Source organism: Rhabdobacter roseus (assembly GCF_014202275.1).
Classification (GTDB): domain Bacteria; phylum Bacteroidota; class Bacteroidia; order Cytophagales; family Spirosomataceae; genus Rhabdobacter; species Rhabdobacter roseus.
In genome coordinates, this window is record NZ_JACHGF010000014.1 from 1 (window position 1) to 16,430 (window position 16,430).

Consider the following 16,430-nt stretch of genomic DNA (forward strand, 5'->3'; position numbering starts at 1 on the left):
TACCAAGAAAGCACTGTGATAGTAGATTATTCAAAGAATATTAACTTGTACCAATTTGTAGAATCCGACTCCAAGAAATAGGGGGTTAGACCATTCCCTCTGATTCAACTTCTAGATTACTAAGTAGTTCATCTATAAGGCTTTGAGTAATTTTATCCATATAATTGATAATCTTTTTATGTTTACTTACAAAAAGACAGATCAAGAACTTTCCTAATCATTTGCCACGGTAAATTAGTCAATATAATGAAAGCAGATAGCAAGTCAACATCCCTTAGAGGACACAGAACTCATTTGTCTCAACTTTTTAGTGGGCAAAAACCAGGGCACAGCGAAAAACCAAAAAGCCGCTCAGAAGCACTTCTGAGCGGCTTTTTGCAGAGGGAGAGGGATTCGAACTCTTAATCTTTTCTTTTTCATTGTGCATTTGTGGCCTGGAATGGCCGTTTTTGAGGTTGGTGTTGCTGGCACTTTGCCATTTTTGTGTTGGCACTGGCACTTATTTGGCACTAAATCGACTTGGATTTTAAATGTCTCTGGGCTTGCATAGGAGCTACTAAACTAACTTCAGGGCATAAGGCTCCTGCTAGAAATAATCCAATTTCGGACTGACCAGCAGAAGCCATTCTGCTACCCCTATTTTTTGTCCTTTAGGGGCTTTACCAGGGAGGCTAGCTTTGCCACTGCTAGTTTGGACACTCCCCCCCCATAATCATGGATTTAGAACAGTTAACCATCGAAGACCTTATGTCCCTCCTGAAGGCATCAGGAGCCTACCCCCGCCTCTCGGATCAAGAAATTGAATCCCTGGCGCTATCCAGAAGGCCGCTGGAGTTATTGTTGCTGGTGCAAAGCCTGGTGGCCTCAGAGATCTCGGTACCGGATGGTCAGATCAAGGCCAAACTCAAGGAACTTCGACAGCTCCGCTGCTGAGCCCGCCCTCTGAATGCGAGGGGCCATTCTCTCTAGCCCCTCCTTTTCTGCCTGGGTAGGTTTACGGCTTAAAAACTTGGCAACGGCTTTGGCTAGGTACCCTTTTACCTTTTCAAGTCGTTTATCATAATCTTTGGGTGTGTCGCTGCTACCGTATTCAGCATCCAGCAGGATCTTGAAGGTTTGGGTCTCGGCTCCGTGCTTACCTCGTTCACATTTGAAGGCCCGGCGGATGAAAAATTCGTAGTCGTTTCCTCGCTGATAGGTTTCTGTGGAATTCATACACAATTTTGAGTAAATTGATATAGACTTTTATTTTTACTGAATGCGCCGCATCCTTTTCCTTTCCGCTCTGACGCTCTTCTCGTTGCTTAGCGTCTATTTCTTGATCTGCTCTATTATCACCTTTACCAACCCCGCTATGGCTCCCAGCCCGGCTATTATCTTGGCCCAGTCAGGGATGATGTCCCACATGAATGATTTTGCCTTTGGCTTTTGCTCGGGCGTATTTCTAACCTTGTGGGTTGCCAAAGGGTCTTTCCGACGGTCAGAAGATTGATTTAGGCGGTTGATCCCGTATTATAGACATGCCGGATTACTCCCAAGCAATTGGTATATTTTTTATCAACAAATTACTCTTTGGCTGCCCGTTTGGTGTATTAGGTTTATCCGCAAAGCGATGATGGATCTGCAATGAAATACTAGTTATTAATTCTGCGGATGGAGGAAAATTACTGATATGGATTGTACTAAAAACTGGCACTTCACTTAGCAATACGGCTTGCGAATAACCATTAGGCCTAAATAGCCAAGAAGTATCTCCATACAAATCAGGTCTATAAACATTACCTTTACTGTCAGTTACAGTAAAAAGGTAAGTTTCAATTGCTTTATCTAATTCGCCAACATTAGTAAATGACATTTTAATTGTTATTGTTTTATTATCTCTTTCTCCAGTAACAGATTGTACTTCCCAAACAACATTATTAGATTTTCGTACAAATTTATTTTTGTCGCTTTGTTGGGCAAATAACTCAGCACTACTAAAGACAACAGAGGTAATTGCTATCGCTAATAAAATGATGTACTTAGTTTTCATACGCGTTCGATTAATTTAGTTTAAATTATTAACTCACAAAATATTTAATTTCCAAAGATTTTAACTCTAGATTAAGCCCCCCCTACCTCAATCCCAAAAGCTGCGCTTTACGGTACTGAAACTCAGCTTCGGTCAGTACACCCTGCATCTTCAGGTCATTGAGCTTGCGAAGTTCATCGGCTACGTCGAGGCGGGTACCTTCGGGCTGACGGCCCTGGTTATACTTTTGATTGAAGGACGCTTCGGATTGCGTCAGGAAAATGATACCATCGATCAGAGCTACGATGGCCGGGATGAAAGTCCAGCAAAATACCAGGTACAGAATCCCGAGACCTGTCTGGCCCAGGTAAAAGCGGTGAACGCCAAGGCCACCTAAGAAAAGAGCTAAAATGCCAGCAGTAGTTTTGTTCTTCATAATCAGCTAGAGGGGTTAAGTGAATGTAATCCAGCAAAGAAAAAAACTTATTATTTAGTAGTACACCCCTATTTTTAGGGGGTATATCCAATTATTTTTTTCCCTAACCTTGCGCCCCCTACGTAGATCTGAAAAGGTACCACTCAATCATTTTTGAGCTGCTCAAGCTGCTTCTGAGCCTTTTCCTTATCTTCTTTTTCACGCCTTAAGGCGATTTTCTGTAACTCCAGTAGCTCGTCCTTATCAATAAGTACCTGATTAGAATTAGGAATAACTCTCATTTCCCCCTTGGGATCTTGGCTTGCCTGAACACCTTTAAGCATTTCGCCCTGCCCAGATATTAGCCACTCTATGTTCAGCTCAGGATACTTGGAGATAATTTTATCCAGCATCTCCACGCCAATGGTCTTCTTATTTGCGATTGGCTTAAATATGGCTCCTTTCGATACTCCAATCGAAATTTCAAAGGAATTGATGGATCTTCCAGTGTAGTCAATAAACAGCTTGAGGCGCTCAGAAAACATTTTTGGATAAAATTTTCCTATTCGATATTAGGATGGAGAAAATTTTCAACATACCTTTACCAAGTAATTTCTACCAAGTAAAAATTACCAACTAAAATTTACTTGGTAAAAATACAACTATTGGCAATTAGTACAAGAGCAAAAACCATAAACGAATGGAATCGACCATCGAACGGCTCCGGAAGGAGTGTAAGCGGCTTATTGAAAAAGTAGGCGAAGAAAGGCTAATCAATAAAGTACGGGAGGCCAACGACCACTACACCACCAGCAAAGGGTACTTTGAGTACAGGAACGTACTCCGCGAAAAGGGTAGCGTCGATGCCACCCAGCGTCTCATCGATACGCTTAGGAGTATCAAGCTACCGCCCAAAAAGACCCGTGGCAAACTCCTCAAAAATCAAAAACTCGTCTCCAACCCCTAGCCCTATGATGTACTTCCTGCAAACCCACGCCACCCAGCTGGTGCTTGGCCTGTGCGCCCTGACCGTGATCGGTTGGCTTATCTACGAACTCACCATAGCCCCTGTAATCCATGACTACGAAGACCACGACCCCACCGACCGCGAAGACCTCTGAGCCCAACAAGGCCTCCAGAGCGCACACCCTCAAGGAGCGCACCACCGCCCGCCGGGCGCTCATCAAAAAAGCCCACGAAGAAGGCCGCCTGCTGACGGCCGCCGAACTGAAAAAGGCCCAACTGGCCGACCTGCAAGAACTCATCGATCTCTACCGCTAACCCACTACTACCCCCATGACGATCTACCACGTAGAAATGACCTGCTGCGGCTGGCACGAGCTGCACGGCCTTCTGAGCAGCCTCACCCACCCAGCCCCGCACCTGCTCAGCGAAGAGCAGCAGCTCCTGCTCCAGACGGCCCACCGCCGCGTCCTTTCCTTTGTCTTTGAGCGTGGCCTGTCCTGCGGGCAGCGTCGCTACGCCCTGCTAAGCGAGCCCGAAGTAAAGGCCATCAAAGCCCTCTGTACGTTGTTTGAGGATACCCTCCTGGCCTACCTGGGGACCTCCGAGCCTAGTGAGCAGATCGTCCGGAAGTACGAGCGGCTCACGATGATTGTCCGCGCCCTGGCCCAGGCCGAGCCGCTCAGCGGCTACCTGATCCGCCGCCGCTCCTGAGCCCGTTAACCACCGCCGCGCCGCCCGCGTGCCCTCAAACCAGACCGTACCCTATGCAATTCAGTTTTTTCCCCGGCCCCATTACCAACAAGCGGCCTTCCAAGACCATTACCCTGGCCGAGCTCATGGCCCTCGTCCGGTCCGACACCTACCGGGCGGCCGTGGAGAAAGTCCGCGCCCAGGCTACGCCCCAGGCCGCCAACTACCATAAAAAGCAGCTCGACTACGTCACGCCCTGCGGCGTGTTTGTGCCCACCCGCCTGGCCACCAACCTCCAGACCCACTCCGGCCTGCTGGTGGTGGACTTCGACCACCTGGCCGATGCTCCGGCCCTGCGGCTCCAGTTCCAGGCCGACCCCTACGTCATGGCCTGCTTCGTATCGCCCTCCGGCTCCGGGCTCAAGGTCATTGTGGCCGCTCCCGAAGCCACCACCCGTCACAAGGAAACCTACGCCGACCTGGCCCACTACTTCAACAACGTATATAGGCTACCGGACGCCGAGAAAGTCGATATTTCGGGCTCCGATCCCAGCCGGGCCTGCTTCCTAAGCCACGACCCCGACGCCCACTACAACCCCCAGGCCCGGCCCTATAAGCTCCGTAACCAGCCCCCGCCCAAGCCCCGCACCGAGCAGCAGCTCCGGCAAGATGCCACCGAGCTCGAGCAGCACATCGCCACCGTGGTGGAGCGCCTGGAAACCCACCAGCTCGACGTCTGCAACGACTACGGCACCGAGTGGCTGCTCATTGCCTTCAGCATGGCCACCCTGGGCGAAGCGGGCCGGGGGTACTTTCACCGCATCAGCCGCCTCAATGCCAAGTACGACGAGCACGACGCCGACGCCAAGTTCGAAAACGCCCTCAAGACCACTCGCTTCACCAGCCCGGCCAAGTTCTTCTCCATCTGCAAAGACTACGGCCTGGACGTATCCCGCCCCAAGCCCGAGAAAAAGCCCAAACCCGAGCCAAAGGCCACTGCTGAGCCCAAGGCCAAGGTACCTAAAAAGGAAAGCCGCGAAGACGACGAAGACCCCACGCCCTACCACCCCTCGGTATGGTACCGCCGCGAGGGCAGCATCTGGATCAAGATCGGCAAGTACTGGGACAACGTAGCGCCCAACTTCCAGCTTTATATCAAGTACCGCACCGAAGACGAGCGCGAGGAAGTGACCTGGGTGCTGGAGATCAAGACCACCCCCGGCCCGCCGCAGTACCTGGAGGTACCCCACGAAGACTTCTGCTCGGCCAAGAAGCTCAAAACCCTGCTGGCCACCAAGCGGCTGGGCTTCAAGATCTCCGACGGCCACCTCGACGAGCTCCGCAGCTATCTCTTTACGGAGACCGACTTCAACACCGCCTACAAGATGATCCGCTTCGGCTACCACCCCGGCAGCCGGGTGTTTTTCTTCGCCAACGTAGCCCTGCACCTGGACAGTGGCCAGCTGCTCACGCCCGACGACTTCGGCATCGTCCAGACCCGCCAGCACATCCTGTCCATGCCCATCAGCAACCGCAACAAGCAGAGCCGCTTCGAGCTCACGACCCAGCGCGTGTCCTTCCAGGACTTCTACCGCACCTACGTCACGGCCCATCTCTACGAAAACGCCTTCCTGCCCACCTGCTTCTACCTGTTCTCGCTCTACCGCGACCTGGCCCTGGGCTACAAAAACTTCAGCCCGATCCTCTTTCTCAAAGGCGGCGCGGGTACCGGCAAGAGCTCCATGATCCGGGTCTTCACGGCGGCCTTTGGGCGCAAGCAGGAGGGCGTCAACCTCAAGAACAAGAACACCGACAGCGCCCTGGTCAAGATCATGTCGCAGACCAGTAACTGCATCACCTGGTTCGACGAGTACCACAACGAGCTCAACGGCCAGGAGGGAATCTTGCAGGCCGCCTACGACAACGACGGCTACCACAAGAGCAGCGACACCGGCAGCATCCAGACCGACAACGTGGAGCTGCACAGTGCCCTGGCGCTCACCAGCAACTTCCTGCCCGAAAACCAGATCTTCTTCTCGCGCTGCGTGTTTGTGCCCATCACGGCCCAGGAAAAAACCGATCACCAGCGGCAGGCCTTCTTCCAGCTCGAAGACTGGCAGGAGGGCGGCCTGGGCTGCCTCTCGGTGGAGCTGCTACCCTACCGCGAGCTGCTCGAAAAGGGCGGCAACTACCAGCTGGGCTACAACCGCCTGTACCACGCCCTCAAGGAGCGCTTTCGGGGCCAGAGCGTGCCGGAGCGCCTCTTTGCCAACATGGCCCAGCTCATGGCCGCGCCGTATATTCTGAATATTTTTGGGAAGATCAACCTGGTGCTGGAGCTGGCCCAGCCCACCGAGGCCGAGATCCTGGAAGAGTACGTGCGCATAGGCGAGGTGTACATCATGCGGCAGTGGCGCATCATCAACGAGTCGAAGGCCGTGGCCGAGTTCTTCGAGATCATCCAGATGCTCCACGACCAGCGCCAGATCCAGGAGGATATCCACTTCTCGTTCAAAGGCCCGCTGATCCGGCTCAACTTCTCCAAATTGTACAATCATTTTGCGCTGAAGTATCGGCTCACGTTTCACAAATCTCCGCCCGACCGCGATACCATCCAGACCGAGCTGGCCGCCCTGGCGGGCTACCCCGACTGGAACAGCCTCAAAAAACCCATCCGATTCATGCCCGAAGGCGATAGCAATTCGCAGGCGTCATCGATGGCTATCTCGGGCTGTTGTGAGCTGGAATACAAGCTCATAACCGATCAGTTCGGCATCGACCTGGAGTCCAAAGCGCCCCGGTTTTACTGAGTTTTTCGCTTTTTTTTCAGAAATGAAAATGAGCAAACGAGCTACTACATTACTACAAAACAATATAAGTACTTGATAATCAATAGTAGTAGTTGTAGTAAATGTGTAGTAAACCCGTAGTAAATGTGTAGTAATGTAGTATTTGTAGTAGGTGTAGCTACAGCTTTACTACAAAAAAATTGACTTAACTACTTGTTTATCAATTAATTACAGAAATGTAGTAGTGTAGTAAAAAAACAAGCCCCTTTTTTTCCTAAAAAAAATATGGAAGTCCAAACGCAAAACCCCCAAAGTACAATTTCGGCCCCGTCCGTTCCCGCCCTCCAACTCCACCGCTGGAGCCGCTGGCAAGATACCTCCGGGCGGCTGGTGCTCATCACCGGCTTCACCTACGCCCCCAACGAGGACCGGCACCGGCGCTCCCCCTGGCAGATCGACCAGGTAGAGCTGCTCGACGTCCACGCCGAAGCCACCTACCGGCTCGACCACGCCCGCTTCCTGCGCCACGTCATCAGCGGCAAGCTCATGCCCTGGCGCGCTAACGTAGCAATCCCATCTACCAACCAATAACCCCCATCCATCCCTATGAAGCAGATCCAGATCATCGGACACCTGGGCCGAGACGCCCGCAAGCACAACACCAACGGCCGCGAGTTTCTGGCCTTCACCGTGGCCGTGACCGAAAAGTGGAAAGACGCCGCCGGGCAAAAGCAGGAACGCACCGACTGGTTTAGCGTCATTTCGCAGCAGCTCACCCTGGCCCCCTACCTGGCCAAAGGTACCCAGGTCTACGTGCAAGGCCCCTTGCAGGCCAAGCCCTACCGCAACGAGACCTCCGGGCAGTGGGGTGTAGACCTAAGCATCAGCGCCGACAAAATCCAGCTCCTGAGCAGCAACAAGGATGCTCAGAGCCGCCCGGCCGCCCCGGCTGCTGGTACCTCTGAGCCCCTACCCTGGGAGCCAGCTCCGGTAGGTACCCAGCCCGGCGAGGATGGCGTGCCCTTCTAAAACAAAAAAGCTTCGGGGCCAAGTACCCCGAAGCTTTCCCAAACCAGAAAACAAAATGCACTCCTAAAGATATGAAAAAACTCCATACCCTATACGTAATCCAGAAAGGAGAGCGCCATGCGTGAAAAATGCGTCTACTGCGGCCAGCCCGCCCTGCGCGGTGAGTGGTGGTGGTTTGTGCGGCCCGTGCGCTGCGCCTCCTGCCAACAGATCTTCGAAGAAGACCTCAAGAACAACTTTAACCCCAACCGCCTCAAACTCCTCACCGACGATCCCCACAGCTACATCAATCGCGTGAATGTAGCCCCCGAGTGACAAAATAAGGGTTTAGTGATAGTACCTAAATGCCTGAGCCACTTGGCCCAGGCATTTTTCTGTACCCCTATTTTTAGGGGATTGTTTTTGTGGGGGATTTTGGGGATGTTTGAGGGGAAGAATCAATTTACAAAGACAAAAATGAAAAAATCCTCCAATGTTGAACAATGGGATGTTTGTTTTATGGCTATCTGGCCATGCTTAGCTGAAATTGATGAAATTCATTATTCCCTAGAGGTTAAAAAAGAAACCTGGCCAACTAACATAACTTTTTTCTCAAAAGAGAATTTTGCTTTCCCTTATAACAACGCCCCAATTAACTTTCAAAATTCAGCCTTCATTACAATAGAATCAAAGATATATTTCGACGGAGATTACAATTCACTTTTTAACCATTATGCAATAAATATTAAAAACTCTCAAAAGTTAATTGACAAATACATGAGAGTAATTAATGACTTTATCATTCGCTTAAAATACTCATATAGTACTGATGAAAATTTCATGTTTCGCTTACGAAATATTGGAATTATCGACCTTACTATTCACAATTTATTTATCAACAACCATCCAATTTATTTACGCTCATCTCCCGCTTTCCCAAAGCATTATCCGATATTTCAAAATCAAAAAGATGGTATTGAGCTTAAAAATAATATAAATAGTGAATGGATCTTACTCACACGTGCTGCTGACTTAATCAATATTGGTTATTATGGCGAAGGTCTTATTGTAAGTTTTGCGCTATTTGATTCTAAAGTTCAGGATTTTATAAAAAAAGGATTTAAGGGTCTAACAAACGATGAAATTGATTCAATTGTGAGAGGTATAGAAAAGAAAAGATTAAGCATTTATCTTGGACCTTTACTAAAATTACTTTACAACAAAAGTTTAATGGATAACAACGAACTAAAAAAAGATTTAGTCTGGATCAATAAAAAAAGAAATGAAATAATGCACAATGGGGATTCTTGTACATATGAAGAAGCTGTTAAAGCTTTGGACATTGTAAATAACTTTTTAAAAGAATTAAATATACTGGGGAACAATTTAGATATTCCAAAACCTAGATTAATTTACTAAAGTCATACAATAATTAATCCAAAACATGGAATCAAACCAACTTGTACATTATTTAACGACCAACGTTGAAAACCTAGATAACCTTGAAATATACTCAATCATTAACTGTCTAAACGAAACGGAAATAGAACATTTATATTTCAATTATAATTTAGAGTATATTATTGTTAATTATATCACAAAATACAACAAAAATCATTTAAGAGATTACAATAATATAATTTTAGATTTACTACAAGGATTTGATAGATTATCTATTCAAGAAAGAAAAGAACTAAGAGAAAGTTTATTTACTATTGCCTTTAGCGCCACCCTTTTGACACAAATAAAAATATTTGAAAAATTATTAAACTCAGATGACGCTATTGAGAACAGACGTGCAGCACAGCTAAGTAAATTAATCTGGAATGAGGATATCCAAGAAAAGGTCATCAATTTATATTTAAAAAAATACGATAAATTCATTGCCATAGAACTAATAAATAATTTAAGTAAAGATATTCTTCTAAATTATTTTTTAATATTATGGAATGAATCATTCAGAGACAAAGAAAAAGAGTACATGATAGAAAAAACCCTTCCTTTAAATGATACCATTTTAGATTTCTTAGAACAGAATAATATAAAATTTTATTTACTCTCCATACTTAAACTAAATATAAGACTTGACGAAGTTGCTAAACTTTACCCTTCAATTGAATATTATGAAAGGACTTATATTAAATGGATTACAGGCAAACTACAATACAAAACACTATTACTTAAATTAATTGAGCTTGATAAAGATTCGAAAACTGAATCCTTCATTTTTTAATAGTCAAGTATTTTGCTTATTGATAAGTGAACAGTTTTGTAAATTACCCGACTGGATTTTCGTTACCAGAGACCGGGGATCCTAGCGAACGCTCTAAAAGAGTTTACGAACTAACTCACGGATCAATAGCAGAGAATCCCCGAAGGCGTTACCTCCGGTAATTTTTTATCATTTCTTGGCCAAACTAAAATGTCTCATTACCAGTAAAATAACTGTAAAATTGTTGGCGGACGACTTGCACGTCGAGCACACAAGTGCGTACTTAGACTCATCAAAATAACCACCTAAAGCACTGGTAAACAGATGAAAACGCGCAACGAGCACTACAGAGGTCAAGTAATTAGCTACCAACGGGAAATCATGTTCAAGGGTACCGAAACGGTAACGGCCAAAATTGTGGCCATCTACGGCCGCACCCTGCTGCTCGACAACGGAGACGAGATTATTACCTACTAAAAACGAGCCGACATGAGCAACGCCTACCAACCTTCCACCGAAGCCGACGACCTGAACCCCAACCTTCTATTTTCTACAACCTGGACCGAACTGCTGGTGGCCATCGCCAACGGCCAGGTAGACGCCCAGGAGCTCGCACGCCAGCAGCTGGCCGGCCGCGGCCTGGACCTGCTAGGAAAGTGGGTAGGTTACAAGAAAAAATAATCAAAAAGCCCCCGCAGCTGTAAGCCACTGCGGGGGCTTTTTCTCGCCTTCTTCCCGCATTTCCCGTCCTTTTTCTTCCCCCCTGCACCTGGCACCTTCGTAGCTCTAATCAGCTAGCGAAGCGATGTCCACACTCATTAAGCGCAAGGTTGCCATGGCTGCGCTCCGGGCCGACGACGCCCAGGGCCAGCCCAGCATCCACAGCATCCGGTACCGCAAGAAAGACGGCACCCTGGGCTACAAGGCCCACGTCTCCAAGAGCTTCCGGCACCTGCCCGGGGCCAGCAAGTACCGCGGCCAGGTGAGCCTGAACCACGAGTTCCTCTTTCGCAACCACGACGAGTCCGACCCCGCCCAGCAACATTTCCGGATCCTGATCGACCTCCTGGTGGAAGTCGACGGCCACATCATTGACCACACCAACGGAGAGTACCGCTCATGATCACACCCATTGACCAGAATTTCTTCGTCATCGAGGGGAAGAACCAGAGTGTAGGCGTACAGCTCTACACCCGCGACGTCAGCTTCGGCAGCTCACAAGGTTATTATGTCGACGGCATCCACGACCATGTACGCTGGGGCGTCGGCGACAACCAGCCCAACGTGATCCGCCGCCTGGTGGAGAAGAACACCATCGTGCGCTCGTTGCTCGAGTCGCTCCGAGACATGATCTACGGCTCGGGCGTGGGCTTCTTCCAGAAAACCATCGTCGACGGCAAGATCCAGCTCACGCCCTACCTCGATACCAAGCTTGAGGACTGGAGCGAGGCCACTGAGCTCACCGACTACGTCATCAGCGCCATCAATCAGCGCGTGGACAACGCCAACATCTTTACGCGCTGGCAGTACGATCCGATCGACGACTGGTTCCTGCTCAGCGTGTCGGACAGCTTCAAGACCCGCATCGGCCATCCCGAGAAGAAACCGGCCTACCACGTGAACCCCTACTTCGGGCAAATCGGCCAGTTTCACCTGGCCGACACGGAGCAGATCCCCGTCTTCGACCCCCGCAACCGGGAGCACAACCTGAAGCACACGGTCACGATGTCGCACGGCAAGGAGCAGCTGGGCGGCCAGCCGCACTACGCTTTCCCCAGCTGGTGGTGCTCGCAGGAAGCCATCGAGCTGGCCAACCTGATCACCGCCTTCCACAAAAACGGGATCCTGAACGGCTACAACATCAAGTACCTGATCAAAATGCCCCAGGACTACTTCGATAAGGACGGTAACCGCAACCTGGACTCCAAGGACGTAAAGCAGCGCTGGAGCAAGTGGGGCGACAACCTCTCGAGCTGGCTATCGGGTACGGAGAACGTCAACAAGTCGATGCTGATCAAGTACATGCGGGGAAGCGACGGCAAGATGATGGACAGTATCGATGTAGTGCCGCTGAAGAACCTCATGTCCGACGACGCCTACGACAAGGTCTGGAACAACTCCAACCAGGCCATTACCAACTCGGTGGGTATCCTGCCCACCCTGGCCGGGGTGAAGGCCGGATCCGGGAACGACTCCGGTAGCCAGATCCGGGTCATGGCCGACTACCAGCAGCACTTCCGGACGCCCATCCCGCGCCACATCGTGCTCAAGCCCGTGAACCAGGCCCTGCGCCTGATGGGCTATCGGGACGTCATCGCGGCCTTCAAGGAAGTACGCATCACCACCCTCGATGCCAACCCGACGGGCTCCGAGGCCGTCGTCAACCAAGGATCTTAACGACCACACCAACCATGCTTTTAGATTCCAACCAACTCAAAGCCCAGCTGGGCGGCGTGCAGGGCAAACTCAACTTCGAGACCGTGGCCCCCTTCGTAAAATCTGCAGCCTGGGATTTTCGCCGGGCCGTGGGCCGGGAGCTCTACGCGTTCCTGGAGACCTACGATGGCGAAGATCCCCAGCTGACCGAGCTCCAGGAGGCGGCGCAGGGCTGCGTCGCCTGGGCGGCCTTCGACCGCGCCGCGCCCCATCTCAAGCTCCGGATTGGGGACCTGGGCATCATGAAGAACTCCCCCTCCAACACGGTGGCCATCACCAAGTGGGAGTACGTAGACCTGCGCGAGTCCAACATGGTGATGGTGGACCTGTACTGGGAGTTTTTCTGGGAGCGGCTCGACGAAGCCCGCCCCGAGGCCTGGACCACCTCCGAGGCCTACCAGCGCCACCACAGCTACTTCATCCGCTCGGCCGCGGAGCTTACCAAGTACCTGCCCCTAGCGGGCCGCAACCGGCGCTTTTTCGACGCCATTACGGAATACATCCGGCGCGCCGAGCAGCTCTACATCGAGGACGTGCTCACCGAGGGCGTCTTCGAGGAGCTGAAGGGCAAGTGGCAGAGCGCCCAGGCCAGCCTGACGCCCCTGGAGACCAAGCTCGTGGAGCGGATCCGGGAGGCGTTGGCTCACCTGGCCATCTACGAGGCCTACCCCTACTTGCCCATCAAGGTGGACCAGCAGGGCTTCCGGCAGGTCAGGATGCAGGACGGCCTCCAAGAGGAAGATCCCGCCGAACGGCCCAACCGCCAGGCGCAGCGCCGCCAGCTCTGGCAAGACGGCCAGCTCTACCTGGGCCGCCTGCGCAGTTTCCTAAACCGCCACGCCACCGAAAGTACCTTCCCCAGCTACTACGAGCAAAACCTGGCTCCGCAGCCCGACGACGAAGACTTCGACGATTTCACCCATAAACCACACGTAATCCTATGAGAAAATTGCTTTTGTTGGGGCTGCTTACGGCAAGTAGCCTGGCCTTCGGCCAAAGTACCCTCCATCACGGCCCCGACACCGTGGCCACCCAGCGCTGGGTACGTGAGTATCTGAAGGGCCTGGTGGTAGAGCCGCCGGTGGTGGTAGATCCACCTTCTGGGCTCGATCCCTGCGAGGCTGGCCCCGAGATCCGGAGCATCAGCTCTGTGACCACCACCAGCCTGGTAGTGCTCTTCCATGGCAAGAATGTGTTCGGCCTGGACTTCCAGATCCTGTCGGGCGGTACCGTGGTACGATCTGGCCAGCTGGAGCCGAAATCCAACCTGCTCACCATCTCCTACGCCCGGCTGGAGCCAGGTACCTACACCCTGCGCCTGGTGGGGAATACCTGTGCCGGAGCCGACAGCAAAACGTTTCCGATTCCCCAGGAAACTGGATACGAGCCTGGCCCGCCGCCCGTCGTACTGGATCCGGTTGGCGACCGTACCCTGGCAAGCTGGCGCTACATCGGCCGCACGGATACCACCTACCTGGACATCGAGCTGCGCCGCGACGGCAACCGGTACCTGATTACCGACCGCGCCGCCTTCCCGCTGCGCGCGGGCTACGAGTACTGGTACACGATCAACGGTACAATCGTGAAGTCGGGCGTGCCGCTGAAGGACTACCCATATCTTTCCATTTCGGGGGTATTGGATGTAAAAAAACACCACTTCGTGCGGGGCCTGGATACCCCGGCCCGCTGGTCGAGCAGCAGCCCGGGCAACGCCTGGTACAAGCCCGACGCCTCCTACACCTGGGGGCCGGGGAGCGACGTCGGCGGCCAGTCGATCATCCTGCTCGAAGGCGGCGACGAGCAGACCGGCATCCCCTGGCTAAGCCTGGTGCCTACCTGGTACCAGGGCGACCACACGATGTCCTGGCCGTACCGCGCGCCGGAAGGGAAAGTACCTTCTGGAAAATTACTCGGCTTTAACGCCCGGGTAGTAGGGATATCCAACGCCCTCCGGAGGAGCCGGGGCGAAACCCACACCACCGACGACCCTACGGTACCCGAGCACCAGCGCCTGGGGCGCGTCATCGGCTGCGTGGCGCTGGGCATCACGACCGACGCCGGTACCCGCGACTACTACCGCTCGATGGCCGACCGCTTCCCGCTCAGCGGAGCGGCAGCCTACGAAATGAACGAGGGGGCCGTCTGGCTCCCGCACGGCAGCTGGCAGGTACGTACCATGATGGAGCGGCTCACGGAAAGGTACCTGTCCAAGGGCCACGACTACTTCCTGAATGCGGACTACGGCGGCTACAACTATTTGACGCCCCCGATCTGGAACCGAGACTTCGAGGGAGATCCGGTCTGGCGGTACCGCGTGTCGGCCGACGAGCTCCGGTCTCGGGATAAGTACTTCCGGGCGTTCGGCGGCTCCATCAACTCCATCACCGTGAAGCACTACGGTACGGATCCGGACTTTCAAGGACCTGGCATCTGTAACCAGATTTTTCTCTTCGAGCAGATCAAAAAGGCAGGGTATAAGGCGATTCTCTTTGGCTGGAATTTCATGGAAATTTTCCAGCACGGGTATGCGCCCGGATTTGCCTGGCAGAATGAGATAGGGAATGGGACAGCGCTCTCGTCCAGCCTGGCGGTGCAGCCCTACGAGGAAGCGGTGACGATGGGTTTTTTGGCTAATTGGTACGGCGACGGCCTCTGGATCTGGGATGGCCAGGCTCCGCGAAATCGGGACGCCAGTACCCTGGGCATGACCTACGAGCCTAAGAAGACCACCTTGTGGAATGGGGCCACGATCCGGACGGATCGGGACAGCTTCGAAGGTACCTTCCAGCCCGAACCCGACGCCGCCCTGGACGGCTACTACGCCGGAGCCGTGACGCTCACCAACCAGGTAGCCGGTACCGAAGGCGGCGAGCGAAGGTACCTTCCTTTTTCCGTCGACGGGAAAAGTTACGGCACGGAGCCCGACGGCTCCGACGTGCTTACGGCCCTTGATCAGAAGCGGGGCCTGTGCCAGATCCGGACGCAGGGCAACCAAGCGACGCTCCTTTTCCTGGATCCGTTCGCCTCACTCACCTGGCGGGATTTCTCCGTAACGATATCCGGAAAAACGTTCACCGGCCGGGTATTCGGCAATAGGATCCACGTCGCAAATCTGAACTTATGAAACGTCTCTTTTTTTTCCTGATCCTGCTGGGCTTGACCGACTGCCGCACCATGCAGCAGCTGCACCACCAGGTGGATAGCTCCGCCGTCCGCTCCGAGCAGAGCGCCCAGAAGTGGAGCCGCGAGGTCATCACCGAGTACGCCCTGGACACGCTCTGGCGCACCAGGTACGACACCATCTATAAGTATAGGTACCTGGACCGGCCGGTGCCCTACGAGGTACCCGTCTACCGCACCATCACCCGCGAGAGTGGGGAAGCTTCTGCCTCCCGCCAGGAAGAAAAGCAAGTTAGCGTCGATACCAAAGAAAAGGAGGCGCACCTGCCCCTCATTACTCAACTCTCCTTCCTGCTTTGTGCCATATCCGTTCTGGGAGCCATTGGTCTGGGAATGCTAACCTTACTGCGTCGATGAACCTACTACTCGCTCAGATCGAGCAAACCGCCGTGGCCGAAGGCTTCAGCCTGGCCAAGGACGTCACGCCCGCTACCATGGCTGGGTACGCCTTTGCCGTAGTCGTGCTGGCCGTGGGACTGTACGTATTCTACAAGCTCTACACCAAGGAAAAGGACTATAACAAGGACGTCACCAAGGCCATGGGTGACTTCAACCAGAAGTCCATCGAGGTCATGATTGCCGTGAAAGGCCGCCTAGACGACCAGCAGCGCATGGGCGACAACATCACCGAGATCCGCCACCAGGTCGACTCGCTGGGCTCGAAGTTCGACGAGCTCAACCGCAAGCTCGACCGCGGCCAAACCGTGCGCGTCAGCTGATGGC

General features: G+C 52.5%; 22 protein-coding genes. 19 read left to right on the forward strand and 3 right to left on the reverse strand.

The genetic code is table 11. The annotated features are described in order from the left end of the window. Positions 1-714: 714 nt before the first annotated feature. A complete protein-coding gene (locus HNQ92_RS25600) occupies positions 715-933 on the forward strand; it encodes a hypothetical protein (RefSeq protein WP_184178843.1) in 219 nt (72 codons plus the stop codon). A gap of 595 nt (positions 934-1,528) precedes the next feature. Here HNQ92_RS25600 and HNQ92_RS25605 read toward each other — a convergent pair. The 3 genes from HNQ92_RS25605 to HNQ92_RS25615 all read right to left on the reverse strand — a co-directional run bounded on the left by HNQ92_RS25605 (position 1,529) and on the right by HNQ92_RS25615 (position 2,971). Continuing rightward, positions 1,529-2,032: a hypothetical protein gene (locus HNQ92_RS25605; protein WP_184178845.1), complete on the reverse strand. Its 504-nt coding sequence runs from the start codon at positions 2,030-2,032 to the stop codon at positions 1,529-1,531. Positions 2,033-2,114: 82 nt separating this feature from the next. After that, positions 2,115-2,447 carry an NINE protein gene (locus HNQ92_RS25610; RefSeq protein ID WP_184178847.1) on the reverse strand — a complete coding sequence of 111 codons (333 nt, stop codon included), beginning with the start codon at positions 2,445-2,447 and terminating at the stop codon, positions 2,115-2,117. A gap of 143 nt (positions 2,448-2,590) precedes the next feature. After that, positions 2,591-2,971 (reverse strand): hypothetical protein, encoded by a 381-nt coding sequence (locus HNQ92_RS25615; protein WP_184178849.1) that lies wholly within the window; start codon positions 2,969-2,971, stop codon positions 2,591-2,593. 155 nt (positions 2,972-3,126) lie between these two features. Here HNQ92_RS25615 and HNQ92_RS25620 point away from each other — a divergent pair, with 155 nt between their 5' ends. From HNQ92_RS25620 to HNQ92_RS25705, 18 genes are all read left to right on the forward strand, one after another. Then, positions 3,127-3,393 carry a hypothetical protein gene (locus tag HNQ92_RS25620; protein WP_184178851.1) on the forward strand — a complete coding sequence of 89 codons (267 nt, stop codon included), beginning with the start codon at positions 3,127-3,129 and terminating at the stop codon, positions 3,391-3,393. A gap of 4 nt (positions 3,394-3,397) precedes the next feature. Further along, a complete protein-coding gene (locus HNQ92_RS25625; RefSeq protein ID WP_184178853.1) occupies positions 3,398-3,547 on the forward strand; it encodes a hypothetical protein in 150 nt (49 codons plus the stop codon). Next, positions 3,504-3,707, forward strand: coding sequence for a hypothetical protein (locus HNQ92_RS25630; protein ID WP_184178855.1), 204 nt, complete (start codon positions 3,504-3,506; stop codon positions 3,705-3,707). The genes HNQ92_RS25625 and HNQ92_RS25630 overlap by 44 nt, the downstream gene beginning before the upstream one ends. Before the next feature lie 15 nt (positions 3,708-3,722). Further along, entirely contained in the window at positions 3,723-4,103 is a 381-nt protein-coding gene (locus HNQ92_RS25635; RefSeq protein ID WP_184178857.1) for a hypothetical protein, read from the forward strand. Positions 4,104-4,156: 53 nt separating this feature from the next. Next, positions 4,157-6,892: a BT4734/BF3469 family protein gene (locus HNQ92_RS25640; protein ID WP_184178859.1), complete on the forward strand. Its 2,736-nt coding sequence runs from the start codon at positions 4,157-4,159 to the stop codon at positions 6,890-6,892. 264 nt (positions 6,893-7,156) lie between these two features. Beyond that, a complete protein-coding gene (locus HNQ92_RS25645; protein ID WP_184178861.1) occupies positions 7,157-7,462 on the forward strand; it encodes a hypothetical protein in 306 nt (101 codons plus the stop codon). A 15-nt stretch (positions 7,463-7,477) separates the two neighbouring features. Next, the gene (locus HNQ92_RS25650; RefSeq protein WP_184178863.1) at positions 7,478-7,900 is read left to right on the forward strand and encodes a single-stranded DNA-binding protein; all 423 of its coding nucleotides are present in this window, start codon (positions 7,478-7,480) and stop codon (positions 7,898-7,900) included. Positions 7,901-8,017: 117 nt separating this feature from the next. Next, positions 8,018-8,215, forward strand: a complete 198-nt coding sequence (locus HNQ92_RS25655; protein WP_184178865.1) for a hypothetical protein — start codon at positions 8,018-8,020, stop codon at positions 8,213-8,215. 42 nt (positions 8,216-8,257) lie between these two features. Further along, a complete protein-coding gene (locus HNQ92_RS25660) occupies positions 8,258-9,298 on the forward strand; it encodes a hypothetical protein (RefSeq protein ID WP_184178867.1) in 1,041 nt (346 codons plus the stop codon). A 25-nt stretch (positions 9,299-9,323) separates the two neighbouring features. Continuing rightward, positions 9,324-10,112 (forward strand): hypothetical protein, encoded by a 789-nt coding sequence (locus HNQ92_RS25665; RefSeq protein WP_184178869.1) that lies wholly within the window; start codon positions 9,324-9,326, stop codon positions 10,110-10,112. Positions 10,113-10,415: 303 nt separating this feature from the next. After that, positions 10,416-10,568, forward strand: a complete 153-nt coding sequence (locus tag HNQ92_RS25670; RefSeq protein ID WP_184178871.1) for a hypothetical protein — start codon at positions 10,416-10,418, stop codon at positions 10,566-10,568. A gap of 12 nt (positions 10,569-10,580) precedes the next feature. Continuing rightward, a complete protein-coding gene (locus HNQ92_RS25675; RefSeq protein WP_184179082.1) occupies positions 10,581-10,772 on the forward strand; it encodes a hypothetical protein in 192 nt (63 codons plus the stop codon). A 124-nt stretch (positions 10,773-10,896) separates the two neighbouring features. Continuing rightward, positions 10,897-11,214 carry a hypothetical protein gene (locus HNQ92_RS25680; protein ID WP_184178873.1) on the forward strand — a complete coding sequence of 106 codons (318 nt, stop codon included), beginning with the start codon at positions 10,897-10,899 and terminating at the stop codon, positions 11,212-11,214. Next, complete coding sequence (locus tag HNQ92_RS25685; RefSeq protein WP_184178875.1) at positions 11,211-12,488, forward strand: hypothetical protein; 1,278 nt, start codon at positions 11,211-11,213, stop codon at positions 12,486-12,488. Before HNQ92_RS25680 ends, HNQ92_RS25685 begins: the two co-directional genes overlap by 4 nt. A 14-nt stretch (positions 12,489-12,502) precedes the next feature. Next, positions 12,503-13,471: a DUF6712 family protein gene (locus HNQ92_RS25690; RefSeq protein WP_184178877.1), complete on the forward strand. Its 969-nt coding sequence runs from the start codon at positions 12,503-12,505 to the stop codon at positions 13,469-13,471. After that, positions 13,468-15,651 carry a hypothetical protein gene (locus HNQ92_RS25695; RefSeq protein WP_184178879.1) on the forward strand — a complete coding sequence of 728 codons (2,184 nt, stop codon included), beginning with the start codon at positions 13,468-13,470 and terminating at the stop codon, positions 15,649-15,651. The genes HNQ92_RS25690 and HNQ92_RS25695 overlap by 4 nt, the downstream gene beginning before the upstream one ends. Next, complete coding sequence (locus tag HNQ92_RS25700; protein WP_184178881.1) at positions 15,648-16,064, forward strand: hypothetical protein; 417 nt, start codon at positions 15,648-15,650, stop codon at positions 16,062-16,064. The genes HNQ92_RS25695 and HNQ92_RS25700 overlap by 4 nt, the downstream gene beginning before the upstream one ends. Further along, a complete protein-coding gene (locus tag HNQ92_RS25705) occupies positions 16,061-16,426 on the forward strand; it encodes a hypothetical protein (protein WP_184178883.1) in 366 nt (121 codons plus the stop codon). Before HNQ92_RS25700 ends, HNQ92_RS25705 begins: the two co-directional genes overlap by 4 nt. Positions 16,427-16,430: the final 4 nt, after the last annotated feature.